This is a genomic window from Enterococcus sp. AZ040, from assembly GCF_050499185.1.
Taxonomy (GTDB): domain Bacteria; phylum Bacillota; class Bacilli; order Lactobacillales; family Enterococcaceae; genus Enterococcus_D; species Enterococcus_D entomosocium.
Window position 1 is genome coordinate 1,025,746 of record NZ_JBMHEW010000001.1, and the last position, 25,426, is coordinate 1,051,171.

General features: G+C 41.9%; 22 protein-coding genes and 1 tRNA gene. 14 read left to right on the plus strand and 9 right to left on the minus strand.

Translation table 11 applies throughout. The features are described 5' to 3' along the window. Nucleotides 1–119: 119 nt before the first annotated feature. On the minus strand, nt 120–1,382 hold the full coding sequence (locus IGK63_RS04680; RefSeq protein ID WP_016613916.1) for an NAD(P)/FAD-dependent oxidoreductase: 1,263 nt from the start codon (nt 1,380–1,382) through the stop codon (nt 120–122). A gap of 160 nt (nt 1,383–1,542) precedes the next feature. On the opposite strand from IGK63_RS04680, the gene gdhA reads away from it, so the two are divergent. The 3 genes from gdhA to IGK63_RS04695 all read left to right on the plus strand — a co-directional run bounded on the left by gdhA (nt 1,543) and on the right by IGK63_RS04695 (nt 4,913). Continuing rightward, complete coding sequence (gene gdhA, locus IGK63_RS04685; protein ID WP_016613917.1) at nt 1,543–2,892, plus strand: NADP-specific glutamate dehydrogenase; 1,350 nt, start codon at nt 1,543–1,545, stop codon at nt 2,890–2,892. Nucleotides 2,893–2,994: 102 nt separating this feature from the next. Further along, entirely contained in the window at nt 2,995–4,341 is a 1,347-nt protein-coding gene (locus tag IGK63_RS04690) for a glucose-6-phosphate isomerase (protein WP_005229134.1), read from the plus strand. Between the two features lie 362 nt (nt 4,342–4,703). After that, entirely contained in the window at nt 4,704–4,913 is a 210-nt protein-coding gene (locus IGK63_RS04695; RefSeq protein ID WP_005237189.1) for a hypothetical protein, read from the plus strand. A 61-nt stretch (nt 4,914–4,974) separates the two neighbouring features. On the opposite strand, the gene IGK63_RS04700 is transcribed toward IGK63_RS04695, so the two are convergent. From IGK63_RS04700 to IGK63_RS04715, 4 genes are all read right to left on the minus strand, one after another. Then, nucleotides 4,975–6,777: a glycerophosphoryl diester phosphodiesterase membrane domain-containing protein gene (locus tag IGK63_RS04700; protein WP_034872501.1), complete on the minus strand. Its 1,803-nt coding sequence runs from the start codon at nt 6,775–6,777 to the stop codon at nt 4,975–4,977. A gap of 170 nt (nt 6,778–6,947) precedes the next feature. Beyond that, complete coding sequence (locus IGK63_RS04705; RefSeq protein WP_005229140.1) at nt 6,948–7,547, minus strand: TVP38/TMEM64 family protein; 600 nt, start codon at nt 7,545–7,547, stop codon at nt 6,948–6,950. A gap of 188 nt (nt 7,548–7,735) precedes the next feature. Continuing rightward, the gene (locus IGK63_RS04710) at nt 7,736–8,206 is read right to left on the minus strand and encodes a threonine/serine exporter family protein (protein WP_005237187.1); all 471 of its coding nucleotides are present in this window, start codon (nt 8,204–8,206) and stop codon (nt 7,736–7,738) included. Next, nucleotides 8,203–8,961: a threonine/serine exporter family protein gene (locus tag IGK63_RS04715; protein ID WP_016613921.1), complete on the minus strand. Its 759-nt coding sequence runs from the start codon at nt 8,959–8,961 to the stop codon at nt 8,203–8,205. Before IGK63_RS04715 ends, IGK63_RS04710 begins: the two co-directional genes overlap by 4 nt. Nucleotides 8,962–9,238: 277 nt before the next feature. Here IGK63_RS04715 and IGK63_RS04720 point away from each other — a divergent pair, with 277 nt between their 5' ends. Both IGK63_RS04720 and IGK63_RS04725 read left to right on the plus strand, forming a co-directional pair. After that, a complete protein-coding gene (locus IGK63_RS04720) occupies nt 9,239–9,805 on the plus strand; it encodes a TetR/AcrR family transcriptional regulator (RefSeq protein WP_005237185.1) in 567 nt (188 codons plus the stop codon). Nucleotides 9,806–9,889: 84 nt separating this feature from the next. Then, a tRNA-Ser gene (locus IGK63_RS04725) sits at nt 9,890–9,977 on the plus strand. Nucleotides 9,978–10,182: 205 nt separating this feature from the next. On the opposite strand, the gene IGK63_RS04730 is transcribed toward IGK63_RS04725, so the two are convergent. Then, entirely contained in the window at nt 10,183–10,842 is a 660-nt protein-coding gene (locus IGK63_RS04730; RefSeq protein ID WP_016613923.1) for an Ltp family lipoprotein, read from the minus strand. A gap of 229 nt (nt 10,843–11,071) precedes the next feature. Between IGK63_RS04730 and IGK63_RS04735 the strand changes: the two genes are divergently transcribed. Then, on the plus strand, nt 11,072–11,260 hold the full coding sequence (locus IGK63_RS04735) for a hypothetical protein (protein WP_034872503.1): 189 nt from the start codon (nt 11,072–11,074) through the stop codon (nt 11,258–11,260). Nucleotides 11,261–11,319: 59 nt separating this feature from the next. Here the strand turns inward: IGK63_RS04735 and IGK63_RS04740 are convergent, their stop codons facing one another. Continuing rightward, a complete protein-coding gene (locus IGK63_RS04740; RefSeq protein WP_005229155.1) occupies nt 11,320–11,469 on the minus strand; it encodes a hypothetical protein in 150 nt (49 codons plus the stop codon). A 465-nt stretch (nt 11,470–11,934) separates the two neighbouring features. Here IGK63_RS04740 and asnB point away from each other — a divergent pair, with 465 nt between their 5' ends. Then, nucleotides 11,935–13,830, plus strand: coding sequence for an asparagine synthase (glutamine-hydrolyzing) (gene asnB, locus IGK63_RS04745; RefSeq protein ID WP_034872517.1), 1,896 nt, complete (start codon nt 11,935–11,937; stop codon nt 13,828–13,830). Between the two features lie 54 nt (nt 13,831–13,884). Here asnB and IGK63_RS04750 read toward each other — a convergent pair whose 3' ends face one another. Next, the gene (locus IGK63_RS04750; protein ID WP_005229159.1) at nt 13,885–14,688 is read right to left on the minus strand and encodes a Cof-type HAD-IIB family hydrolase; all 804 of its coding nucleotides are present in this window, start codon (nt 14,686–14,688) and stop codon (nt 13,885–13,887) included. Nucleotides 14,689–14,949: 261 nt separating this feature from the next. Between IGK63_RS04750 and IGK63_RS04755 the strand changes: the two genes are divergently transcribed. Beyond that, on the plus strand, nt 14,950–16,389 hold the full coding sequence (locus tag IGK63_RS04755) for an NCS2 family permease (RefSeq protein WP_005237180.1): 1,440 nt from the start codon (nt 14,950–14,952) through the stop codon (nt 16,387–16,389). 100 nt (nt 16,390–16,489) lie between these two features. Next, nucleotides 16,490–17,695 (plus strand): multidrug efflux MFS transporter, encoded by a 1,206-nt coding sequence (locus IGK63_RS04760; RefSeq protein WP_016613926.1) that lies wholly within the window; start codon nt 16,490–16,492, stop codon nt 17,693–17,695. Nucleotides 17,696–17,742: 47 nt separating this feature from the next. On the opposite strand, the gene IGK63_RS04765 is transcribed toward IGK63_RS04760, so the two are convergent. Continuing rightward, nucleotides 17,743–17,925, minus strand: a complete 183-nt coding sequence (locus IGK63_RS04765; protein WP_008377814.1) for a YjzD family protein — start codon at nt 17,923–17,925, stop codon at nt 17,743–17,745. A 147-nt stretch (nt 17,926–18,072) separates the two neighbouring features. Between IGK63_RS04765 and dnaE the strand changes: the two genes are divergently transcribed. The 5 genes from dnaE (at nt 18,073) to rpmF (ending at nt 25,369) form a co-directional block, all read left to right on the plus strand. Beyond that, a complete protein-coding gene (dnaE, locus tag IGK63_RS04770) occupies nt 18,073–21,384 on the plus strand; it encodes a DNA polymerase III subunit alpha (protein WP_016613927.1) in 3,312 nt (1,103 codons plus the stop codon). A gap of 161 nt (nt 21,385–21,545) precedes the next feature. Then, complete coding sequence (gene pfkA / locus IGK63_RS04775) at nt 21,546–22,508, plus strand: 6-phosphofructokinase (protein WP_005237177.1); 963 nt, start codon at nt 21,546–21,548, stop codon at nt 22,506–22,508. Between the two features lie 84 nt (nt 22,509–22,592). After that, nucleotides 22,593–24,377, plus strand: a complete 1,785-nt coding sequence (pyk, locus tag IGK63_RS04780; RefSeq protein ID WP_008377816.1) for a pyruvate kinase — start codon at nt 22,593–22,595, stop codon at nt 24,375–24,377. Nucleotides 24,378–24,572: 195 nt separating this feature from the next. After that, nucleotides 24,573–25,133 (plus strand): YceD family protein, encoded by a 561-nt coding sequence (locus IGK63_RS04785; RefSeq protein WP_016613928.1) that lies wholly within the window; start codon nt 24,573–24,575, stop codon nt 25,131–25,133. Between the two features lie 56 nt (nt 25,134–25,189). Further along, nucleotides 25,190–25,369 carry a 50S ribosomal protein L32 gene (gene rpmF, locus IGK63_RS04790; protein ID WP_005229191.1) on the plus strand — a complete coding sequence of 60 codons (180 nt, stop codon included), beginning with the start codon at nt 25,190–25,192 and terminating at the stop codon, nt 25,367–25,369. The last annotated feature ends 57 nt before the right edge of the window (nt 25,370–25,426 follow it).

The window sequence follows — 25,426 nt, forward strand, 5'->3', positions numbered from 1 at the left end:
TTGCTATCTTTAGTCTACGCCTACTTTGAGAAAAACCCAACTAATAAGCAAAAAGAGGGGGAGAACCAGGTGTTCGCAGCTACAGGCCAGGATATTGCTGCGAACACCCGGGTCGTCGATCAATAATTGAAATAACTAGCTGTTTCTGCTGCGTTTTTTCCAGAAACATGACCCGTGCAAAACGCAGCGGTGATGTTGAAACCACCTGTATAACCATTGATATCCAGCAATTCACCGGCAAAATACAAGCCATTGATTTTCTTACTTTCCATGGTCTTAGGGTTGATTTCTTTCAGATGGACCCCGCCGCCCGTCACGAAGGACTTTTCTAATGGGAACGTGCGGACAATGGTGATTGAAAAGCCTTTGATCAAGGAAGCGAGCGCCGTCAACTGTTCCGGTGAGGCTTTTTCAGCAACCAGCTCATGCAAGTCTAGCTGCTGCAAAAAGAAGGTCATCAAGCGCTCAGGCAAAAAGCCAGCTAAAGCATTCGGCAATTGTTTCTTCGAAGCCGCAGACTGAATTAATTCTTGGGTCAAGGCTTCCTGGGCTTTCGTCGGCAGACAATCCAGAACAACCGTCACTGGTTGCTGCTTTTTCAATTCTTGGTTCACAAAAGAGGAACAGCGCAAAGCAGCTGGACCAGATAACCCAAAGTGGGTAAACAAAAGATCCATGGTATGGGCGACGATGGGCTTTCCTTTTTGATCCAAGACGCTCAAGGTGATGTCTTGTAAGGAAATGCCCTGCAAGGTCCGTTCTTGAATAAAAGATTCTTCTGAAACAAGCGGCGATTCGGTTGGATAAAGCGGCGTAATGGTATGCCCGACTTTTTTCGCCATCTTATAGCCGTCCCCCGTCGCGCCCGTGGAAGGATAGGTGCGGCCACCCGTCGTCAAAATCACGCTTGGGGCAGAGAACTCATCGGTTTCGGTTCGTACGCCGCGTATTTGGCTGCCATCATGGATCAGCTTGGTTACGACCGTATTCGTCAACAGGGTGACGTGATGATCGTTGATTGCTTGAAGCAGCGCTTCGACGATGGTTTTTGATTTGTTCGTCACAGGGAACATCCGTCCGTGGTCTTCTTCTTTTAAGACGACACCTAAGTCTGCGAAAAACGCCATTACATCATAGTTATTGAATTGGGAAAACGTACTATACAAAAACTTGCCGTTTCCTGGAATATGAGCAACTAAATCATCTACCGGCCGATTATTGGTTACATTGCAGCGTCCGCCGCCAGTCATCAATAGTTTCTTGCCGATTTTTTTGTTTTTTTCGATTAATAAGACCCTAGCACCTTGTTTGGCAGCGGTGATCGCAGCCATCATACCGCTCGTACCTGCACCAACAACGATGACATCATAGGTTTTTTCCATTCTTCTCACCTCTTTGGGATTGTAACACATCGCCTATGACTGCTGAAAGGAGAGGGCGATTTTTTTCGAATGATAAAAAATTCTGACAATTCTAAAAAAAAGCGTGCAATTTCAGAAAATTTCTTTAAAATAGAAAATATCTTAAAGGAGGTAATGCACTATGACCAAAGCTTCAGCTTACGTGAAAGAAATTCAAGCGAAGATTCACGAGAAAGACCAACACCAACCGGAATTTCTTCAAGCAATTGACGAATTTTTGCCTACGATCGTTCCCTTTTTAGAGGAGCATCCAGAATATATTGAATCAAATATCCTTGCACTCTTAACTGAACCAGAACGTTTTATCCAATTCAGAGTCCCGTGGCAAGACGATCAAGGCAACTGGCAAGTAAACCGTGGCTATCGGATTCAATTCAACTCTGCAATGGGGCCTTACAAAGGCGGCTTGCGTTTTCACCCAAGTGTAAACTTGAGTATTTTGAAGTTTTTGGCGTTTGAGCAAATCTTCAAAAACAGCTTGACGGGTCTGCCGATCGGCGGCGGCAAAGGCGGAAGTGACTTTGATCCAAAAGGCAAATCAGATGCCGAAGTGATGCGTTTTTGCCAAAGCTTTATGACGGAGCTGTCAAAACATATCGGACCTGACCTAGATGTTCCTGCTGGCGACATTGGTGTCGGAGGTCGGGAAATCGGCTATTTGTTTGGTGCCTACAAACGATTGAAACAATACGATGCCGGGATTTTAACCGGTAAGCCACTAGACTTCTGGGGCAGTAAAAACCGCACAGAAGCAACGGGTTATGGCGCTGTTTATTTCGTTAAGCATTTATTGACAGACTTAGATGAAACATTTGAAGGCAAAAAAGCGATCGTTTCTGGAAGCGGCAATGTTGCGATCTATGCAATTGAGAAATTGCAAGAATTAGGTGCGATCCCTGTCACATGTTCTGATTCCTCTGGTTTTATTTATGACAAAGACGGCATTGATCTGGCCTTATTAAAAGAGATCAAAGAAGTGAAACGCGAACGTTTGACGGCTTACGCCAAGGAACGGCCAACAGCGGAATATCATGAAGGGGCAACTGTCTGGGATTTTGATACTCCAGCGGAATTAGCCTTTCCTTGTGCGACCCAAAACGAGATTGATCTCTCGCAAGCCAAACGTGCAAAAGCCAATGGCGTCCGGGTCGTTTCTGAAGGCGCGAATATGCCTAGCTCATTAGAAGCAGCAGAATATTTTATTGAAGAAGGAATTTTCTACTGCCCAGGAAAAGCAGCCAATGCCGGCGGCGTAGCCGTTTCTGCTTTAGAAATGAGTCAAAACTCCCAACGATTGCAATGGGAAAAAGCCGAAGTCGATGCCAAATTGGATGATATCATGAAGTCGATCTATGAAGCATGCCGTGATACAGCTGAAACCTTCGATCAAAAAAATAATTTTATGTTAGGTGCGAACGTCGCAGGCTTTGAAAAAGTTGCTAAAGCAATGTTTGCTCAAGGACTTGTCTAAAATCACCCAACAGGCTACCTATCAGGAATTACTTGAAAAAAGTTGGAAAAAAACGTAAAGTAGGTAGTGTATGAAAAACTATTTTTTCAAGGAGGACAAATCATGTCACACATCAAGTTTGACTATTCGAAAGTAGCACCATTCGTAAACGAATACGAATTGAGCTACATGCAAAGTCAAGTTACAGCAGCAGACAAACAATTACGCGAAGGAACAGGTGCTGGTAGCGACTTTTTAGGTTGGATCGACCTTCCTAAAAATTATGACAAAGATGAATTTGCGCGTATCAAAAAAGCGGCTGAAAAAATTCAATCTGATTCTGAAGTACTAGTCGTGATCGGGATCGGCGGATCTTATTTAGGAGCGAAAGCAGCGATTGATTTCTTAAATCATTCTTTCTTTAACTTGCTACCAAATGAAGAACGCAAAGCACCTCAAATCTTTTTTGCCGGTAATTCGATTTCTTCAACATACTTAGCAGATTTGATCGAAATCATCGGTGACCGTGACTTCTCTGTGAATGTGATCTCAAAATCAGGAACAACTACTGAGCCAGCGATCGCTTTCCGTGTTTTCAAAGAACGTTTGATTGAAAAATACGGCAAAGAAGAAGCCAACAAACGGATCTACGCAACAACGGATAAAGCGAAAGGTGCAGTAAAAGTTGAAGCAGATGCTGAAAACTGGGAAACCTTTGTGATTCCAGATGACGTCGGCGGCCGTTTCTCTGTATTGACTGCTGTTGGTTTATTACCAATCGCTGCCAGCGGAGCAGATATCGATGCCTTGATGCAAGGGGCAGCAGATGCTAGCGATGCTTACGCAAGTGACGACCTTGAAAAAAATGAAGCGTATCAATATGCAGCAATGCGTAACATCCTTTATCGCAAAGGCAAAGTAACCGAATTGCTGATCAACTACGAACCAGGCATGCAATACTTCTCAGAATGGTGGAAACAATTATTCGGCGAGTCTGAAGGAAAAGACCAAAAAGGGATCTATCCTTCAAGTGCAAACTTCTCAACAGATTTGCATTCTCTTGGTCAATACATCCAAGAAGGCCGTCGCAATATCTTTGAAACTGTCGTAAAAGTTGAAAAACCACGCAAATCAATTGCGATCCCTACACAAGAAGCAGATCTTGATGGTCTTGGCTACTTAGAAGGAAAAGAAGTTGATTTTGTTAATACGAAAGCTTTTGAAGGAACGTTACTTGCCCATACAGATGGGGATGTACCTAATCTGTTAGTAAAAATTCCTACAATGGATGCGTACACGTTAGGTTACACGATGTACTTCTTTGAGATCGCTGTAGGTATCTCTGGTTACTTAAACGGTGTGAACCCATTTGACCAACCAGGGGTTGAAGCGTACAAGAAAAACATGTTCGCCTTACTTGGCAAACCAGGTTTCGAAGATCTTGCAAAAGAATTGAACGAACGTCTATAATTCGACAAAGAAACGCCTTGTGCCAGTTCTGATTGGCACAAGGCGTTGTTTTATTTTCGCGTTTGTTGTGTTACTCGATAGTTGATCCAAAAAATCAGCGGTCTTCTTTTAATCCCCAAAGCAACGCAGCAGACAATAGTCCAAAGATACAGGTTTGAATAATTGGCATTTGACTCATCTCCTTTTGATTTCCTTTAGTATAAAATGCTTTTTAAGAAGTGGCACGAACAAACCAGTGCGTTTGAACGAACGAAACTGTCATTTCTTGGTGACAAATGCGTGATAAATTGAAATAAAACGTTTTCAATTTGGTGCTTTTTTGTTATTATATCTTTATGAAAGAAAACGGTTGAGGTGAGGATATGGAGAATATTACGATCGGTGAAAAATATGTCTGCCAACCTGTCGGGGCGAGCAAGCCTGTGATCGGTGTGGTGGAAAAACTATACGTACATACGGCGTTGATCGTCGTTTCAAGTTATGAAGAAGAAGATCAAGCACAAGTAGAAGCTTGTAATCGTCGGATGATCGTCAGTTTCAATAAAATTTGTACGCAAACGAACGTTGCCTAACCAACTAGCAAAAAATGCTGCTCAACGGATCACCGTGAGCAGCATTTTTCTTTGTGTGAGATCAGCCAACGCCAATCACGAAATTCAATAGTTTGTCTGAATAAGTCATGTCTTCTTCCGACAAACTCAACTCTTCATTTAAAATCCCCATTTGGTCAGTAATGATCCCGTCTACACCGTAAAAACGCATTCGGCTGATAGTATCCGCATCATTGGGGGTCCAAACGAACACTTCCTTGCCATCGGTCCGGGCAGAAGCGATGAAGTTGCGGTTGATCGTACTGTATTCCATTGTCAGAAAGTCGGCACTGGTCAGTGGCGGCCCTACGACATTGAAAGGCATGATGTATCCCGACGTCAATTCAGGCGCCTTATCTTTTAATTCTTCAACAACTGTATAGGAGAGACTTTGCATAATATGCCCATTTGCAACTAAATCCTCTTGGTATCGGTCTAAGAAGGCATCTACGAGTGCCGCAGTATCTTTTTGTTGGGTTTTGATCTCCACCAGTAATTTTTGGTCCAACTGATTGGCAAGCGCCAAGTACTCGTCAAAAGTTGGAATACGGGCTGTCTGGTTGTTTTCTGAAACCGTCAGTGATTCGGCGTAACTCAAGGGCAATTGCTCGGGTTTTCCTTTGCCGCCTGTCAAAGGCCGGTAAGAAAAATCATGGTAGACAATAAAATGACCATCACTTGTTTGCTGGACGTCCATTTCCACGTAGTCCGGCTGATATTTCTCACTAGTAAATCGTAACGCTTCAAGGGAATTTTGGACCCCTTGTCCGTCGCTTACCCCTCGATGGGAGATCGTTACCGGATGGATCGAAGCAGCTGAGGTCAGATAGTTCATATTATACAGACTAACCCCAACACCAAAAAGTACCGTGACCAAGGTAAACAAGGAACTTTTCAGTCCTAGAAAATGTCGCTGGTTCAATGGTTCTTGGTGGAACCACGAAGGGATCTCTGGTAAAAAGCCTTCATCATCCATGAAATCAACGATGATGTAAAAAATAGCCACGGTCGATAAAATGACATTCAGTAACAAAATAAACTGCAAGAAAGTCATAATAAAAACAGCACTATACAACGCATAGTCCGGTGTAACAACTTCAATCACCGCTTGAAGGGTAATCAGCAGCGTGAAGCCCAGAGTCGTGATCAATAAGATACTACCACCGATAAAGACAAATTGACCAACGATGGCAAAAAAACGGCGTTTTGTTACTTGGAGGCTTTCTTTGATCGCTTTTCGAAAGGGCAGATCACGTAAAATCATTTCCGGTAAGGCAAAGATCACGCGAATCCCCAAGTAAATCAACAAAACATAAACCAAAAGCACTGCCCCAATGATCAAGACACGATTGGCAAAAATAAAGTCCATGATAAAAGCAGGGATTTTGATTTTTGCGAGTAAATCCGAATTAAAACTCAATCCACCGATGGGTAAAATCAGTAAGAAGTAAAAAAGGAAAAATAAAAAGGTCATCGGCCGTAATTTGCGCAATTGCAAAATAGTCATTCGTAACAATTGCCGCAAGCTGATGGGCTGCTTCTTTTTGATAAAATAGACACTCAGCAGTAAGAAAGTAAATTCAAAAAAGACGGCTAATAAGATCAAAAGCAAAATCAGGGTTAATGAGAGCAACACAATAGGGTGATCTGTAAAGATACTACCGATATTATCGAAAGAAAGGTAGGGCAAGCCGCCGCGCTTTAAGACGAACTTGGTGGAAGCCGATAATATCGGGATCACTAAGAACAACAAGGCACCGTGCATCAATAAAACATCACGGAAGTAGGCATTGCTGTCTTTCAAAAAATCCCACGTGTTGACTAAGCTGTTTTTTAAATAATTCATGGTCGTCATCCTAACAAAGTAAGTATTGTGGTTCAATTTATTCTAGAAAGGCGGTAAAAAAGAGCCGAACAGTTTTAGAAGCACATTTGCCACAGGCATAGTTCCCTGTTTGAAAAGCAGCTTCTTTACGTTCGGCTCGCTGAATTGATCGTTTTTCTTACATATGATTCTTATCCGCCTAACAAACCAGTTAAGAATGTTCCACCGTAAATCAATGCCATACTGTACAAGAAAATTGAAGCAGGTTTTGCCAACAAAATAATCAACGTAAATTTCTTCACTGTCATGTTGGTCAAGCCAGCCATTAGACAAAGGGCATCATCTGGGGCAACCGGTAGAAAGATTGCAAGGGCGAAAAGTTTTTCAAATCGGCTTTGGTTGTCTAACCAGCCGATATATTTATCGTAAGTTTTGTCACTGATCATACTTAAAATGAATGGTTTACCATATCGTCGGCCAAGCAGGAAAATAATGACAGAACCAATACTGATTCCTACATAGTTATAAACGAATCCTAGATAAGGACCGAAAATCAAGACACCTGCAGCGCTGGAGACACCACCGGGAATAATCGGGATTACTACTTGCAAGATCTGCAATAGGATAAAGACGATTGGTCCTAAGATAACGGAATTTCCAACTAGTCCTCGCAGTGCATTAATATCTTTAAAAACACCTAGATTGATAAAATAGATGGTTAACGCGATCGATAAACCTAAGCCAATAATAGAAATCGTATTAATGATACGACGAGAAGTTGCTATGCTCACAGGACTTCATCTCCTTTATGTTTCATAATCTCACTATACGGGGTGAGACCAGAAAAATCCAGTAAAACAAATGACAAACGTCAAACAGTTTTGTAAGGTATGCCCTTATTATAAAAGAAGTCCGAAAAGAAAACATTGTACTAAAGTCTGAAATAAGAAAAATTTATAGTTTCTGCGCGCCAATAGTTTCAGGAGATTTTTTTATCTGGATGACGTTTTTTTGTGCGTTTCACTTGCCAGCGATTGACGATCTTTTCAACCACACTCGTCATCATGAACCCGCCGGCAATCGCCCCAGCGGTGATGACAACGATCATCAGATTTTCAAAACCGACAAAGTTGTCGCCCAAAGCGAATTCTCGAACGGCTTTGTAGGCAGGCCCACCCGGTACGAGGGGAACGAGGCTGGGAATGTTAAAAATGATCATGGGCATTTTTTTTCTGCGGGAAAAAAAGATGCTGACGCAACCGACGGCAAATGCGGCTAAGAAGTTGGCACTGCCTAGACCGTAGCCAATCGTTTGCAATGACCAATAGATCATCCAGCCAACCGTTCCAGCAATGCCTGTGGCAACTAAGGCTCTTTTAGGAATATTGGTCAAGATGCCGAAGGTTACAGTGCTTAAGAAGCTGAAGGAAAGGTGAATAAAAATCGTCATGAGATTCCTCCAAATAAGGTGAAGACCGTGGCAATGCCGACACCGATCGCGGCAGCAGTAAAGATGGCCTCTGTTCCCCGAGCTGTGCCACTAATGAGATGGCCTGCCAAGATATCTCGAAAGGAATTGGTGATTGCTACACCAGGAACTAAGGGCATGACGGCACCGATAATCAAATTATCGACGTTTTGTGCGATATGAAGAGAGACCGCTAAGACAGACAAAGTACCGATCAGTAAGGAGGCACAAAACATATCCAAAAAGCGAATGTCGATCAGTTTCTTGACCCAATACGCACACAAAAAGCCAAGGCAGCCAATGCCGAAGGTCGCTAGAAAGTCAAACCAAGCACCGCCAAAAATAATCATTAAGGTACTGCTGACCACGCCAGCACTAAGAACCTGTAGCCAGTAAGGAAAACTTGGTGTTGTCTGATTGACCTTTTTTAATGCCTCATGCAGTTCCGCTAAGGAAAGTTTCTTTTCCGCATAGGCGCGAGAGAGCCCATTGACGGCAACAATTTTTTCGAGATTGATGACTCGATCATGAACATTTTCTACTTGTGCATAGTGGCTACTGCGTAAGCCCATAAAAAGTCCAGTTGCTGTTACATAACTAATACTCCCTTGCTCTCCAGCGTTTGCCGCAATTCGATTCATCGTATCTTCCACGCGATACACTTCCGAGCCGCTTTCCATCATGATTTTCCCTGCTAATAAGCAGGTCTCCAATAATAGCTCTTTTGATTCAGCCATTTCCAAACCCCTTTTTCAATCGAATTTGCGTGCTACACTCCTAGTGTACAATTTCAGCGAGTTTTCAACAAGAAAGAAAAGTAGATTTGAAAAATAACTAGAACGCCATCCGTTGGATTTTTTGTGATAAATGAAAAAAGCAGAACATTTCCTATTACTAAACATTCGTTTTTAGTGAACAAAGTGAATAGAAATAAGATAACGGAAGGAGTGTTTTATTTTTAAAAAATGAATATCTCGGTTACAATTAAATAAATATAAAAAGGGGGATTTATTGATGCGAAGGAAGGTCTATACAAGAGAACACATTTTGAAGGCCGCTTATGAACTGATCAATAGAGAAGGTTTTGGCAACTTTACGGCCCGGAATATCGCTAAGCACATGGGAATTTCTACTCAACCAATTTATCTTGAGTTCGAAAATATGCAGGACTTAAAAAATACCTTGGTGGAGGCTGTTTTCAAAGATTTATCGGAAAATGTTTTTCCAGTCGTTCGAACAGGAGACAAACTTGTTGATTTAGGCCTGAATTATATACGCTTCGCGCAAGAGCAGCACAATCTCTACATCGCCCTTTTTATCGACGACTACGGCGGTGGGAAATTGATGCATGATTTTTCATCCACCTATTTCAAATCCTTGATCAAATCAGAAGAAAAATATGCAGATCTATCCGAAGATGCGATAAATGCACTACATAATGGCGCATGGATCGTTGTGACTGGTTTGGCTTCCTTAATGTCGGCGGGTATCATCACACCCACCGATGATCAGATCATCAAAATCATCAATGAGACGATCGAAGGCGTAATCGAAAAGAAAGAAAACTATATTTTCGATTAAAGAACAAAAAATCTGTATCCATTTCCATTTTGGATGCAGATTTTTCTTGACATTTTTTGTAAAACTAGCGAAAATAACTGTTATGGAGAGTTGGCAGAGTGGTAATGCAGCGGACTCGAAATCCGCCGACCCGGTTCATCCCGGCGCGCAGGTTCAAATCCTGTACTCTCCTTATACCAACGCTTTGGAGCGTTTAGCCTATCTTTCGAGATAGGCTTTTTTGTTTGTTGTGGGCAGAAGAATATAAATGACTGCCGAGGTTGATCGACAACCATCTGAAAAGCGATTAACCTACACTCGGTCTAGAAAACAGCATAATTGTTCCGTCAACTTGCCGATATCTTTTTTGCTTGTGGTCCTGCAACAAACGAAAAGAATCAATCGGGCAAACGTGCTAAGGCGTATTCAATTTGTTCAGAAGTAAAGCCTTCAAAGGAAAGTTGGCTCGCCACACGCTCATCCGATAAGGATAAATTTTGCGAGTAGCGAATCGCTTTTTTCAATGCTTGCTCGTTCCAATCGGCATCCACGGTGGCTACGGCAAAGTCTGCTGCGCTCTCAGAAAAATCTTCATAGAGTAGTTGGCGTTTTAAGCTCGACTGAGAAAACGCATTGCTGGATAAGTATCTTTCTGCACGATTCAGTGCATTTCTTTCTTCACGAGAAAGTTCAGGTGTATGTTGCTCGTTGTTCGCGGGTTCTTCTTGTTGTGCGCTACTTGCTTCGTTGTTGCCAGCTTTTTGTTCTCCTTGTGGTTGTTCCATGGAAGCAGCGGCATCGCCAAAGGATTCGCTTTGCCTTGATTCGTTACGTAAAGAAAGGCTTAATTGCGCAGTGATGCTATCGAAAGATGTCACATCTTGGTAGAAGGACAAGCCACCATAAGAAAACAAGGCAATAAAAGCGGAAGCGACAATGATCAAAACGTTTCGATCTCGTTTTGAATTTTGTTTTACAAGCCCAATATAAAATAAGACAATGCCAAAAACGAAACAGAACAATCCAATGAAAAACAAAATGGCGAAAAACGTAGCCATAAAAATTCCTCCTAAATAAAAGTCTCCTGAAAAGACAATAGTACTATGTTCTGTACCAGAAAACAGATTTGTCTTTTCATGAATAGAGGAAAAGGATGATTTGACAAATGTAACGTGTATGCTATTAATGGATCATTCATAAGTATTAAAGGAATGACGCTCAAGAATGACTAGTGAAATAGATGGTAAACTTAATAAAAGCACAGTTGTATCAGTAGGAGGCAAGAAGATGGATTTTGAAGAAAAAGATTATTTTATGCGTTATACAAAAGTTGCGGCACAGGGATTGAGTAAGTTTATTACGCAAGGATCTGTTGATGAAATCTTACAGCTAGATGAACAGCAAAGTGGACAGAAGCAAGAAGTGGATGCTGCAACAGACAAAAGCGAGCCAAAAAACAAGAAAGCACCTAGCTAATTATTTCCTTAGCGAGGTGCTTTCAGTACGAATCGGTATCCTTCATTTGGATAAACTCCTTATGCAGTTTTTTTCAATTCTTGTACAGCTTGCTCGATCGTAATTCCAGTCGCAAAATGATTCGCATCTTTTTTATCGAAAACGATAAATAAATTCAATTTGGTATCCAGAGTTACACGATATTGTAGATCTGTGTTATAGAATGTCATAGTCATTCTCCTTTCTTAAAACTTGTCATTGAAAGGCAACGGTTAGTTGATAACGAAATTCCATAGTTAGAATAACACTTTTTTTCACAATAGTCCAATAAAACTATCAAACGAACAAATCTGACTGATTATTTTCAGGAAATCAATGCTGAGAATGGAAGCAAAAGAAGTTTGCTGGAGTCAGTAAATTCGGGAAAAGTATCTTTGTATATTTTCAGAAAAATAGAATTCATAAAAAATTTCTTAAGAATTTTGAGGATAGCTATTTTCTTAGATAACAAATTTGTAAGATTGAGAGTATGAGATGATTGGAAACCTTGATATCATAAGGTTTATCTTCAAATTGTGTTTTGTGCAAAAATATATTGATTGTATTTTTTTGAAAAAGAGATCGTATCTCTTGAATTCTATGGTATGATTTACTTTAGAAAAATGAAAATGGATTATGAAAACGGATGTGAAAATATGTGCGGAATTGTCGGCTTTGTCAATTCAAAAGACCAAAAAGAAATCATTATTGAACGCATGATGGACCGGATCGTTCATCGCGGACCAAACAGTTCAGGGAAATTTACCGACGACCGAGTGGCATTAGGGTTTCGTCGTTTATCGATCATCGACTTAGAAGGTGGCTCACAACCAATTTTTAATGAGGATCGAACAAAAGTAATCATTTTTAATGGTGAAATTTACAACTTTCAAGTATTGCGTGAGGAATTGATCCAAGCAGGTCATGTCTTCTCTACCCATGCGGATACCGAAGTAGTCTTACATGGCTATGAAGAGTGGGGCATTGATGTGTTGCAGCGCCTGCGGGGAATGTTTGCTTTTGCCATCTGGGATACTCAAAAACAAGAGCTTTTCGGCGCGCGGGATTACTTTGGGATCAAACCGTATTACTATGCGCAAATGAACGGCAGTTTCATGTTTGGCTCTGAAATCAAAAGCTTTTTGCCTCATCCAGATTTCAAGAAAGAACTAAACCAGGAGGCGTTGAAACCTTATTTGACGTTCCAATACTCGCCTTTGAACGGAGAAACCTTCTTTAAAGGCGTTCATCGTTTGCAAGAAGGGCATTATTATCTGTTTAATGAACAGGGATTGACGATCAAGCAGTACTGGGATGCAGATTTTTCAGTGAAAGAAAATCATTCAAGAGAAGAATGGGTCGATAAAATCGATCAAGCAGTCCAAGAATCAATTGCCGCTCATCAAATCAGTGATGTTGAAGTCGGCTCATTTTTATCCAGTGGGGTCGATTCAAGTTATGTGGCCTCGGTCTTGCGCCCAGATCACTCATTTTCAATTGGGTTTGATGACAAAACCTACAACGAAGCGATCGAAGCCCGCAAATTGACGGAAAAGCTCGGCTTGAACAACACAGCAGCGGTCATCGATGGTGAAATGTCCTTTGAGGCATTTCCGCTGATTCAGTATCACTTGGACGAACCGGATTCTAACCCAAGCTGTGTCCCTTTGTACTTTTTAGCCAACCTAGCAGCACAGCAAGTGCGGGTCGTTCAATCTGGGGAAGGGGCAGATGAATTATTTGCCGGTTATGCTGCCTATGGCTTCCACACAAACTCTAAAGCGGTTCGCGTTTTTGCCCAAGGCTTGAAAAAACTGCCGCAAAACATCCGCTTTCGTTTAGGGCGTCAAATCGGCAAAATGAAAAACTTCCATGGTCGAATTCATCTTTATGAAGCAACGGCACCTGCCCAAGACTTCTTTATCGGGCAAGCCCTGGTTTTTGAAGAAGAGGAAGCACTACAGCTTTTAAAACCAACGTATCAAAAAGGACCATCTGTTGCTGAAATCGTTGCGCCTCATTATGAGAAAGTCAATGGTCTCAAAGACGAGGTCAACAAGATGCAATATTTGGATCTTCATCAATGGATGCCGAAGGATATTTTGTTAAAAGCAGACAAAATGTCCATGGCGAGTTCTTTAGAATTACGGGTTCCGTTACTGGATATCGAGATGCAAAAACTGGCGCAAACGATCCCGACGAAATATTTGATCAATCAAAACAATACGAAAGATGTGTTTCGACAAGCGTCAAACCGTCATTTGCCAAAAGAATGGGCAAACCGTGAAAAGCTAGGCTTTCCTGTACCAATCAAGGCATGGCTGAAAGAAGGAACAGGGTATGAAGCAGTTAAAGCCCTTTTTGAGTCAGACTTTGCAGCAACCTTCTTTGATCAAACAGCGATTTTGCAAATGCTAGAAGACCATCGCCAAGGAAAACCGAATCTTCAGCGAAAAATCTGGACGATCTTTACATTCTTGACCTGGTACAAAGTATTCTTTATTGATGAATCGATTCCCGAAGCCAAAGAAATCGTTTATGAAACACTTTGATTTGAATATGGAAGCAAAAAAAAGCTGATGCGGACAATCCCGCATCGGCTTTTTTTATAGACCTAAATATTTTTCCAAGTAATCGACCATGCCATCTTCCGCATTGGTTTTGTCAGTAACATCATTGGCGATTGATTTTAATTGTTGCGTGCCATTTGCCATAGCAACGCCCCAACCCGCATAATCCAGCATCTCCAAATCATTGTGTTCATCACCAAAAGCGATGATATCTTGCCGATCCAAAGACAAAGAATCCGCGATCACCGAAAGACCAAGTGCTTTATGGACCCCTTTTGGTACGATCTCTAAGATGGCTTGAGGCCCGCCCCACGTGCGAACATCGACTGCATCGTCAAATTGATCCTTGATACGTAAAGAAACAGATTCTGCTAATTCATTTTCGGTTTTCACCAGTAATGAAGTGGGATCCGTTTTTAAATTTGCTAATAGATTTTTTTCGGAAGCATTACCCGAAAAGAAAAAGTGTTGATCAAATCCGCTTAAATCATCAATGAAAAAGGTTTCGCGATTTTCTGCTGCGACAAATGTCAGCCCCAATTGCTCTTTTTGTGCCATGAGCTCAAACGCAATTTCTCGAGAGATCGAGTGCTCCATTTCATTTGCCCAGACTTGTCGAGGTTTATGGACCAACCCACCGTTAAAATTGACCATTGGTGTTGTGAGCGCCAATTCTTTATAGAATTGATCGCTCATACGAAAAGGTCTTCCTGTAGCGATGGTAACAAAGTGTCCCGCTTTGGTGGCGCGAACCAGTACCTCACGTGTGCGAGGGGAAAGTTGGGATTCAGTATTTAAGGTTGTGCCATCTAAATCAATGGCGATGATTTTTGGTTTCAAAAGACTCGCTCCATTCTCTTATGGTAGTGGCTTAAGTGTAACATATTTCTGTCATTTCACAATACAAGTAAGTTTTCGATAAGTTTTCATAATAGTTACAAAGCAAAACACGAACATTAAACGTTTTTGGTTCGTTTTATTCGGAAAAAGGTTTGAAAAGCGAAAATTATTCCCTTATAATTTGTAATTGTTCGATGAAAAGCGCAATTATTCATTTTTTCTTTTCATAGAAACGATTAACGTTCAGGAGTGAAACATAACATGGAAAAGTTTTTCAAATTAAAGGAGAATAAAACGACGGTTTCCACAGAAGTGATGGCTGGGGTCACCACCTTCTTCGCGATGAGTTATATTTTGTTTGTGAATCCGACGATTTTATCTGCTGCAGGCATGCCGTTTCAAGCTGTTTTCTTAGCAACAATCATCGCTTCAGTGATTGGTACCCTGATCATGGGCTTATTTGCAAATGTGCCTTACGCGCAAGCGCCTGGAATGGGACTTAATGCATTCTTCACCTTTACCGTTGTTTTTGGTTTGGGGTATACGTGGCAGCAAGCATTAGCGATGGTTTTCATCTGCGGCCTGATCAACATTTTTATCACGGTGACTCGAATCAGAAAAATGATCATTCATGCGATTCCAGAAAGCATGCAGCATGCAATCGGCGGCGGGATCGGGATCTTTGTGGCTTATGTAGGGATCAAAAATGCCAACTTGCTAAACTTCAGTGCAGACACTGCCGCAGTGACGGGTTCAGTTGTCGACGGTGAGACGATTGTGAGTGCCAATTTTAATGGGGGGATCGTCCCAGCTTTGGCGAATTTCAATAATGCACCTGTTTTGTTAGCAGTGATTGGTTTAGTAGTGACTACTTTATTAGTGGTGAAAAATGTTCGTGGGGCAATTATTTTTGGTATTTTAGGAACGACGATCATTGGTATTTTGATGGGTGTGGTGGATTTAAGTGCCATTGATTGGCACGGGAATTCATTAGGAAGTTCCATCAGCGAACTAGGAATCACATTTGGCGCTGCGTTTGGCTCTGAAGGAATGGGCTCACTATTCAGTGATTCTGCCAAAATCCCTCAAGTAATCATGACGATTTTAGCGTTTAGTTTATCAGATGTCTTCGATACGATCGGTACCTTTATTGGGACCGGACGTCGTACTGGGATCTTTTCGAAAAAAGATGAAGAAGCGGTTGAAAACAGTAATGGGTTGAATACAAAGATGGATAAGGCTCTTTTTGCAGATGCCGTAGCCACTTCTGTAGGGGCCATCGTAGGGACCTCAAATACAACGACTTATGTGGAATCAGCAGCTGGCATCGGTGCTGGTGGACGCACGGGCTTGACTTCCGTTGTGGTGGCAGCACTCTTTGCGATCAGCAGTATCTTTTCTCCACTGATCTCAATCGTTCCCGCACAAGCGACAGCACCGGCGTTGATCTTGGTTGGGGTAATGATGATGGCTTCTTTTGCGGACATCAAGTGGACTGATCTAGAAGAAGCAGTTCCAGCCTTCTTCGCGTCCATTTTTATGGGCTTGTCTTACAGTATTTCAAATGGGATCGCTGTTGGTTTCATTTTCTATGCATTAGTGAAAGTAGTGAAAGGAAAAGCCAACGAAGTGTCTCCGATCATCTGGGTCGTCAATGCGTTGTTTATCCTGAACTTTGTCATTTTGGCTTTGATCAGTTAAGTTTAATGATGAAAATCTTTCTGTATTTTAAATGCAGAAAGATTTTTTATTTGATTATTACTCACGATACGGTATAGTATTTGTGAAAGAAGGTTTGTAAATGAAGATTGATTGGAAACGAAATCTACTGATTTCATGGGTAGGTTGTTTTTTTACGGGTGCCAGTTTTAGTCTTGTCATGCCATTCATTCCCTTATATATAGAAGAGTTAGGCGCTCCAGAGAGTCAAATTGAGTTGTTTTCTGGATTAGCAATCTCAGTAACGGCGTTTGCGGCGGCTATCATTGCTCCAGTTTGGGGAAATCTAGCAGACCAAAAAGGTCGTCGTTTAATGATGATTCGCGCGGCTGCGGGGATGACAGTGACGATGGGTTCTTTGGCTTTTGTACCGAATGTCTATTGGTTATTGATCATGCGTTTCTTTACCGGAATTTTATCGGGGTATATTCCAAATGCGACTGCGTTGATCGCTTCGCAGGCGCCTCGAGAAAAAAGCGGTTGGGCGCTTGGGACATTGGCTACAGGAGCCATCGCAGGGAATTTGATTGGTCCTTCGATGGGTGGGGCGTTAGCGCAATGGTTTGGCATGAAAAATGTCTTTATTATCACAGGCGTTGTTCTACTAATCACGCTGTTGCTTACGATTTTTCTCGTTCAAGAAGATTTTGAGCCAGTTGAAAAGGGCGATCTGCTTTCCATTAAAGAAATTTTTGGTCAAATCAAAAATATGCAGTTGCTTGTTGGCTTGTTTATTACTTCCCTGATTTTACAGCTAGGTGTAACGAGCATCAGTCCGATCCTCACATTGTATATTCGTGATTTAAGCGGGGATACGGGCAATATTTTGTTCGTCAGCGGATTGATCGTCTCTGTTGCCGGTGTTTCAGCGATTCTCTCCTCGCCGTTTTTAGGCAAAATCGGTGATCGTTATGGCAATCACAAAGTGCTGTTGGGGGGCTTAGTACTGTCATTTTTCTGTTTTATTCCGATGGGCTTTGTCTCTACTCCGTTTCAACTAGGCGTGTTGCGCTTCTTGCTTGGTTTTTCTACCGGTGCCTTGATGCCGTCCATCAATACACTGATCAGCAAGATCACTCCAATGGAAGGGGTCAGCCGTATCTATAGCTACAACCAAATGTTCTCCAACTTTGGGCAAGTGTTAGGTCCGATGGTGGGCTCAACGGTGGCAGCCGGTTTTGGTTATCCAGCCGTCTTTTGGGTGACGAGCGGGTTTGTACTGATCAATATTTTTATCTCAGGATTTAATTTCCGTAAAAGCTTACGTAAAACGGACATCAGTGAATAGTTGAAAAGAAAAAAAAACCAGTTACAATAAAGGTAACTGGTTTTTTTTTAATGGCTTGTCTTTTCAGGCGCTGGTGCGATAATACCAACAAGAATGATCACCACACCTGTGACCAAAGAGATGATTGAAGTTAATTGAAAATCATAAGTTGCTCCAGCAAGTGAGCTGCCTAGATAGCCAACGACTTGACCTAATACAAAAGTCCAAAATAAAGTGACTAGGTAACGCATGACGACACCTCTTTTCTGCGTATCTTCCATTTCGACTTTAGTTTATCACAAAAATATTTATTGTAAAGATTTTCACTTTTTCATTTTGTTTTTCAAATCTATTTAATAGCAGAAAGAAAGAGAATTTTCATTTTTGGAGGGATTTCAATGTATTCACAGCTCACCACCTTAAGCGCCTATTCGTTGCTGCAAAGTACGATCAAAATTCCTCACTATATAGAGCAAGCCAAAAAGATGGGCTATCAGACCCTAGGCCTAACCGATCATAATGTTCTCTATGGCGCAGTCGAATTTTATCAGGAATGCCTAGCGCAGGGCATCAAGCCGATTTTTGGTGCTTTGTTCGACTGTACCTTCGGGGAGGGATCAATGTCCTTTCCATTGTACGTATTTGCCAAAAACCTCAAGGGCTATCAAACCTTGATGCGTTTATCAAGTGAAAAAATGATCACCGAGCAGTTGAATTTAGCTGCTTGTGATTCTTTGCAGGATCTCTTTGGTTTGCTGCCTGAAGGCGAGGGGTTTCTGCCTTCTCAGCACGATGATCTAGAAGCCAATCAAGAAGCACTGCGAGCAATCAGCCATAAATTTGATTCTGAGAGCTTGTTTTTAGGGATTACTAGCAAAGGGCTAGATCCAGAAACGATCGCTTGGTTTAACGAGCAAAACATTGCACCATGTGCGTATCAACCCATCGCGGCTTTAGCACAAGAAGAAGCCTTTGCAGTCAAAGTGATGACCCATATCAAAGATGGTTCGCAAATTGAAGACTTTCGTCAGGCAAAAGAGCAAGCGACTACGCAGCTTTTTTTACAACCGGCAGACCAATTGACTGCGTCATTTGGCGAAGCGTCGCAGGCATTGATGAATAATCAGCGGATTGCAGCTGAATGCGCCGTCGAGCTGCCACTGCATCAGCGGCTATTGCCTCATTACCCATTAGCACAAGAAGAAAGCGCCGCGGACTATTTGCGCAAAATTTGTTTTGAACGTCTGCCTCAGCGTGTTGCTCACGTTACATCGGCGTACGAACAGCGTTTGGATTATGAGTTGTCTGTCATCCATAAGATGGGCTTTGATGATTACTTCTTGATTATTTGGGACGTCATGGACTTTGCCCACCAACAAGAAATCGTTACCGGAGCTGGACGGGGATCCGCTGCCGGAGCACTGGTGGCGTATGTTTTATCTATCACCGACGTGGATCCAATCAAATACGATCTTTTGTTTGAACGATTCTTGAATCCAGAACGTTACACGATGCCTGATATTGATTTAGATATTCCTGACAATCGCAGAGACGAGATTTTACAGTATGTGCGCCAAAAATATGGGCAAGAATATATGGCACAGATTGCCACGTTTGGTACCATGGCAGCCAAAATGGTTTTGCGAGATGTTTCTCGGGTCTTTGGTCTCTCGCAAAGTGAAGCCAATCGCTGGTCAAAAGCCATCCCCAATGCCTTGAAAATGACCTTAGATCTTGCTTATGAACAATCCAATCAGCTGCGAGAGCTGGTTTCGTTCAATGAGCGGAATCAAGTAATGTTTCAAGTCGCCAAAATCTTAGAAGGACTGCCCCGTCACGTATCGACCCATGCCGCCGGTGTGGTGATCAGTGACAAGAATCTGCTTGATTTGGTGCCTTTGCAAGAAGGCAGCGATGGGATTTGGCTGACCCAGTTTACCATGAATGACGTGGAAGCCATTGGCCTATTGAAGATGGATTTTTTAGGTTTGAGAAACTTGTCGATCATTGATAATACCTTGAAAGGTATCAAACGAATCAGCCAACAAATCGTAACCCAAAAAGAGATTCCTCTTGATGATCCAGCAACATTGCGTTTGTTTCAAAAAGGGGAGACGGCAGGGATCTTCCAATTTGAATCAGCGGGAATACGCAATGTCTTGCGCAAGCTAGGGCCAGAAAGTATCGAAGACATTGCTGCAGTCAATGCCTTGTATCGCCCGGGACCGATGCAAAATATTGATACTTTTATCAAGCGGAAAAAAGGACAAGAGCGGGTCTCTTATCCGGATGACAGCTTGATTCCAATCTTGCAAAACACTTACGGAATCATTGTTTATCAAGAACAGATCATGCAAGTAGCTTCCAAAATGGCTGGTTTTAGCCTAGGACAGGCAGATATTTTGCGGCGAGCAATCAGTAAAAAGAAAAAAGACGTGTTGGATGAAGAACGTCGCCATTTTGTGCAAGGTGCGTTGGCCAATCATTATGACGAGAAGACCGCCAATTTGGTCTATGACTATATTGAGCGCTTCGCCAACTATGGGTTTAACCGTTCCCATGCGTTTGCCTATTCCTTTATCGGCTTTCAAATGGCGTACCTGAAAGTGCACTATCCGGCACCTTTTTTTGCTTCGATCTTGCACTCGGTACGCAATACTGCAAGCAAAATGAAAGAATACTTAAATGAAGCCGCACGTTATGGCGTAGAAGTATTGCCACCATCGATCAATACCAGTGGGTTTAGTTTTCAACTGCAAAATGAGAAACAAATCCGCTTTGGATTCAGCAGTATCAAAGGGATTCGGCGCGACATGATCCAAGACATTTTGACAGAACGAAAAGAGCATGGCAATTTCACGTCCATGGATCAATTTTTACTTCGCTTGAATCAGCGGAACAGCAAGTGGTTAAAGTTGGACTATTTATTGCCGCTTTTGAGCATCGGTGTATTCGATGTGATTGCGCCTAATCGAAAACAAGCATTGATCCAACTAGAAGGGAAAATCCAAAATATTACTTATAGTGGCGGCAGTTTGGATCTCTTAGAAACCATGGCTTTAAAAGAAGAAGCCGTTGCCGATTACAAACTGGAAGAGAAACTGGCTTTGGAAGAAGAATACTTAGGTGTTTATTTGTCTGGCCATCCCGTAGAACAGTTTCAAAAATTGCATCAATTAAAACAAATCACCGCTATTGCCGATCTGGTTCCCAATGAACGGGTCCGCATCCTTTTGTATGTCCGCAAGATTCGGGAGATACGTACAAAAAAAGGCGAACAGATGGCATTTGTTGAGGGAACGGATGCTAGCAAAGAAGTTTCAGTAACGATTTTTCCCATCGTTTATCGACAAGTGCGTTCCTTGATCGAAGAAAATGCTGTTCTCTATATTGAAGGAAAGGTCGAGGTAAGTCGTTACAATGGTGAAATCCAACTCATTGCTGATAAAATAGACTTAGCAGAAAACGTTCAAAATAAAATTGCGCCACAAACTTGTTACTTAAAGATTTCTGCTGAAGCCGAAACGTCGCACCTGCAAGCATTGTCGAAGGAAATGAAGCAGCATCACGGAAATATTCCAGTGGTGATGTTTTATGAAAGTAGTGGCAAAAAAGTGTTATTAGCAGAAGAAAACTGGGTAACGGATGAGCCGAACTTTGTCACACAACTGAAGGCATTATTAGGAAATGGAAATGTAATTTTCAAGTAATTTTCCGAAAACGATAATTCAACTTACACTTTTTTCAACTTTTTCCCACTATTTCAAGACATTTTCATGGAATAATGGTAGAATATGTCTCGTGGTTATTACTTGAAAACTAGCAAACAGGGGCTTCCCTAAACAAAATCTTTTGATGAGGTGAAAGAATAATGAAACGCATTGGAATTCTAACCAGTGGCGGCGATGCACCAGGAATGAACGCAGCGATTCGCGCAGTTGTCAGAAAGGGTATTTTTGACGGACTTGAAGTATACGGAATCAACTATGGCTATGCCGGACTAGTCGCAGGCGACATTCGTCGCTTAGATGTTGCTGATGTTGGTGACAAAATTCAACGTGGTGGAACATTCTTATATTCAGCACGTTATCCAGAATTTGCGACACAAGAAGGGCAATTAAAAGGAATCGAGCAATTAAAGAAATTTGGCATCGAAGGGCTAGTCGTGATTGGTGGAGATGGATCTTACCATGGTGCGATGGCACTTACTCGCCACGGTTTCCCAGCAATCGGGATTCCAGGAACGATCGATAACGACATTCCAGGAACAGATTTCACGATTGGTTTTGATACAGCGATCAATACTGTCTTAGAATCGATTGACCGTATCCGTGATACAGCGACATCACATGTCCGCACATTTGTGATCGAAGTAATGGGACGTGGTGCTGGCGATATCGCTTTATGGTCAGGTGTGGCCGGTGGTGCGGATGAAATCATCATCCCAGAACATGATTTTGACATGCAAGTTGTTGCTGATCGTATCCGTGAAGGACGCGACCGCGGGAAAAAACATTGCTTGATCGTTTTAGCCGAAGGCGTGATGGGCGGAAATGATTTTGCTGACAAACTTTCTGAATACGGCGATTTCCATACCCGTGTATCAATTCTAGGACACGTTGTCCGTGGTGGTTCACCAAGCGCTCGTGACCGTGTGTTAGCAAGTAAATTTGGTTCATATGCCGTTGAATTATTGCAACAAGGCAAAGGCGGTCTATGTATCGGTATCGAAAACAATGAAATGATTGCTTCTGATATTATCGAAACCCTTGAAAACAATCGTCACAAACCAGATCTTAGCTTGTATAACTTGAACAAAGAAATCTCATTCTAAAGAGATTTTTTAGAGCAACGCAACAGTAATTTTGTAAAAAAAGCTTATTAGCTATTTTAAATAAATGAATAGGAGCGTTTAGTAATGAAAAAAACAAAGATCGTAAGTACATTAGGACCAGCAAGTAACAGTGTGGAAATTATTTCTCAACTGATTGAAGCCGGTGCGAATGTCTTCCGCTTTAACTTCTCTCATGGAGATCATGAAGAACAATTAGCGCGTATGACAATGGTTCGTGAAGCCGTGAAGAAAACTGGTAAAGATGTCGGTATCCTTTTAGATACAAAAGGTGCTGAAATCCGTACAACTGTACAAAATACGACAGAAGCTGACTTTGGTCGTGCTGGATACATCCAATTTAACGTTGGCGATGAAACACGCATTTCAATGGATCCAGAACACAAAGGAACAAAAGAAAAAATTGCTGTAACTTATCCTGGTTTATTTGAAGATGTTCATGTGGGCGGACACATCTTGTTTGATGATGGTTTGATCGACATGGAAATCAAAGAAAAAGACGAAGCAACCCGCGAATTAGTGGTTGTTGTTAAAAATGCTGGAATGTTAGGATCACGTAAAGGGGTCAACGCTCCTGGTGTATCAATCAGCTTACCTGGTATTACTGAAAAAGATGCAGAAGATATCCGTTTTGGTCTTGATAACGATATCGACTTCATTGCCGCTTCATTTGTACGTAAAGCGCAAGACGTTTTAGAGATTCGTGAAATTTTAGAAGAAAAAGACATGACTCATGTGCAAATTTTCTCTAAAATCGAATCACAAGAGGGTATCGATAATATCGATGAAATCATCAAAGTTTCTGATGGTATCATGGTTGCCCGTGGGGACATGGGTGTTGAGATCCCTGCTGAAGAAGTACCAATGGTTCAAAAGAGCATCATTAAAAAATGTAACGCTGCTGGTAAATCAGTTATCACAGCAACACAAATGTTAGAGTCAATGCAACAAAACCCACGTCCAACCCGTGCAGAAGCTTCTGACGTTGCCAATGCTGTCTTTGATGGTACCGATGCAACAATGCTTTCTGGTGAATCAGCAAACGGTGACTACCCTGTTGAGGCAGTAGCAACAATGGCACGGATCGACATTGAAGCTGAAAAAGCTTTATCAGAAAACAGCACATTCCAAATCAACCAATTCGATAAAACAGATGTAACAGAAACAATCGGTTTATCTGTTGCTCGTGCGGCGAAAAACCTAGGGGTTAAAACAATCGTTGCAGCGACTGAATCTGGCTACACTGCGAAAATGATCTCTAAATATCGTCCAGATGCTGACATTTTAGCTGTTACATTTGACGAACGTACAAAACGTGGCTTGATGCTTAACTGGGGTGTCTACCCAACCGTTGCTGAAAAACCATCAACAACTGATGAAATGTTTGAATTAGCAGCAAAACAAGCAGTTGATTTAGGTTTTGCTAAAGAAGGCGATCTAATCTTGATCACAGCCGGTGTTCCTGTTGGTGAACGCGGAACAACCAACGTCATGAAGATCCAATTGATCGGTTCAAAATTGCTTGAAGCGCAAGGGATTGGTGAAAAATCAGTTGTTGCCAATGCCGTGATCGCTCACAGTGCCGAAGAAGCAATTGCGAAAGCAAAAGATGGCATGATTTTAGTTGTACCAACAACAGATAAAGAATATATGCCAGCAATCGAAAAAGCAGCAGCTTTAGTTGTTGAAGATGGCGGCTTGACTTCTCATGCAGCAGTTGTCGGAATCGCGAAAGATCTACCAGTCATCGTTGGTGCCAAAGACGCAACAACAACCATCAAAGATGGCGAATTGGTTACTCTTGATTCTCGTCGCGGTATCGTTTATCGTGGAGAAACAACAGCGATCTAATGATTTTTAACGATTGATCAAGCAACAGGCAAGTGCACGTTGTGCGCTTCCTGTTGTTTTTTTGAGAGGGTCGAAATCCCTTGAGAAAGGGCATTAAAATGACACGATCAAAAATGAAAAAGGTGTCAAGAAAATTTCATTGACAAAGCCTCAGAAGCCCTGTATAATTGCTTTTGTTGCTTAGGGGTGATAAAAATGAAATGGTCTTTATTGGAATTAAAAAAATACCAAGAGACACCGCTGATGTTTGAAGAAACACTTGACTTAAAGAGTCAACTGATAAAACGCGATGGACAGATCATTGATTTGTCTCCTGTAAAAGTAAAAGGGCTGATGAGTGTTGATAAGCAAGGATACTTGCTGCACTATCAAGTAGAAACGACGATGACATTGCCATCTACTCGTTCTTTGACACCTGTAGCGATTCCTTTTGATTTTTCAGTGGATGAACACTTCATGACACCAGAGCAATTTCAGCGTCGCGATGAAATGATCGTCGAAGAAGAAGTTTTGATCATTGAAGGTCAAACCATCAGCTTAGATGAATCAGTCGCTGATAACCTATTACTTGCGATTCCATTGCAAGTCCTGACAGAAGAAGAAAAGCAAGGTTCAGCAATGCCATCTGGCAACGATTGGGCTGTTTTGTCAGAAGAAGACTTTGCAAATCAAAAAGAAGCGCAAGCTCAACAAGTTGATCCTCGTCTTGCAAAATTATCCGAATTATTCAATGAATCAGATGACGATAACGCGTAGGATTGGAATAAATTGCAGCCTCAAGGTTGCGTTCATTAACAAGGAGGTGTAGCAAAATGGCAGTACCAGCTAGAAAAACTTCGAAAGCGAAGAAAGCAAAACGTCGTACACATTACAAATTGACAATCAACGGTTTGAACGAATGTGCAAACTGTGGTGAAATGAAAAAAAGCCACCATGTCTGCTCAAACTGTGGTCATTACGATGGCAAAGACGTAGCAACAAAAGAAGCATAATTCCTTTTTTTCAGAAAGAGGATTCTAAAACCTTAGGCTAACCATGGAGCCTGAGGT

Coding starts and splice junctions, on each gene's coding strand:
- IGK63_RS04680 (WP_016613916.1), bottom strand. CDS start 1,382: ATGGAAAAAACCTATGATGTCATCGTTGTTGGTGCAGGTACGAGCGGT.
- gdhA (WP_016613917.1), top strand. CDS start 1,543: ATGACCAAAGCTTCAGCTTACGTGAAAGAAATTCAAGCGAAGATTCAC.
- IGK63_RS04690 (WP_005229134.1), top strand. CDS start 2,995: ATGTCACACATCAAGTTTGACTATTCGAAAGTAGCACCATTCGTAAAC.
- IGK63_RS04695 (WP_005237189.1), top strand. CDS start 4,704: ATGGAGAATATTACGATCGGTGAAAAATATGTCTGCCAACCTGTCGGG.
- IGK63_RS04700 (WP_034872501.1), bottom strand. CDS start 6,777: ATGAATTATTTAAAAAACAGCTTAGTCAACACGTGGGATTTTTTGAAA.
- IGK63_RS04710 (WP_005237187.1), bottom strand. CDS start 8,206: ATGACGATTTTTATTCACCTTTCCTTCAGCTTCTTAAGCACTGTAACC.
- IGK63_RS04715 (WP_016613921.1), bottom strand. CDS start 8,961: ATGGCTGAATCAAAAGAGCTATTATTGGAGACCTGCTTATTAGCAGGG.
- IGK63_RS04720 (WP_005237185.1), top strand. CDS start 9,239: ATGCGAAGGAAGGTCTATACAAGAGAACACATTTTGAAGGCCGCTTAT.
- IGK63_RS04730 (WP_016613923.1), bottom strand. CDS start 10,842: ATGGCTACGTTTTTCGCCATTTTGTTTTTCATTGGATTGTTCTGTTTC.
- IGK63_RS04735 (WP_034872503.1), top strand. CDS start 11,072: ATGGATTTTGAAGAAAAAGATTATTTTATGCGTTATACAAAAGTTGCG.
- IGK63_RS04740 (WP_005229155.1), bottom strand. CDS start 11,469: ATGACATTCTATAACACAGATCTACAATATCGTGTAACTCTGGATACC.
- asnB (WP_034872517.1), top strand. CDS start 11,935: ATGTGCGGAATTGTCGGCTTTGTCAATTCAAAAGACCAAAAAGAAATC.
- IGK63_RS04755 (WP_005237180.1), top strand. CDS start 14,950: ATGGAAAAGTTTTTCAAATTAAAGGAGAATAAAACGACGGTTTCCACA.
- IGK63_RS04760 (WP_016613926.1), top strand. CDS start 16,490: ATGAAGATTGATTGGAAACGAAATCTACTGATTTCATGGGTAGGTTGT.
- IGK63_RS04765 (WP_008377814.1), bottom strand. CDS start 17,925: ATGCGTTACCTAGTCACTTTATTTTGGACTTTTGTATTAGGTCAAGTC.
- dnaE (WP_016613927.1), top strand. CDS start 18,073: ATGTATTCACAGCTCACCACCTTAAGCGCCTATTCGTTGCTGCAAAGT.
- pfkA (WP_005237177.1), top strand. CDS start 21,546: ATGAAACGCATTGGAATTCTAACCAGTGGCGGCGATGCACCAGGAATG.
- pyk (WP_008377816.1), top strand. CDS start 22,593: ATGAAAAAAACAAAGATCGTAAGTACATTAGGACCAGCAAGTAACAGT.
- IGK63_RS04785 (WP_016613928.1), top strand. CDS start 24,573: ATGAAATGGTCTTTATTGGAATTAAAAAAATACCAAGAGACACCGCTG.
- rpmF (WP_005229191.1), top strand. CDS start 25,190: ATGGCAGTACCAGCTAGAAAAACTTCGAAAGCGAAGAAAGCAAAACGT.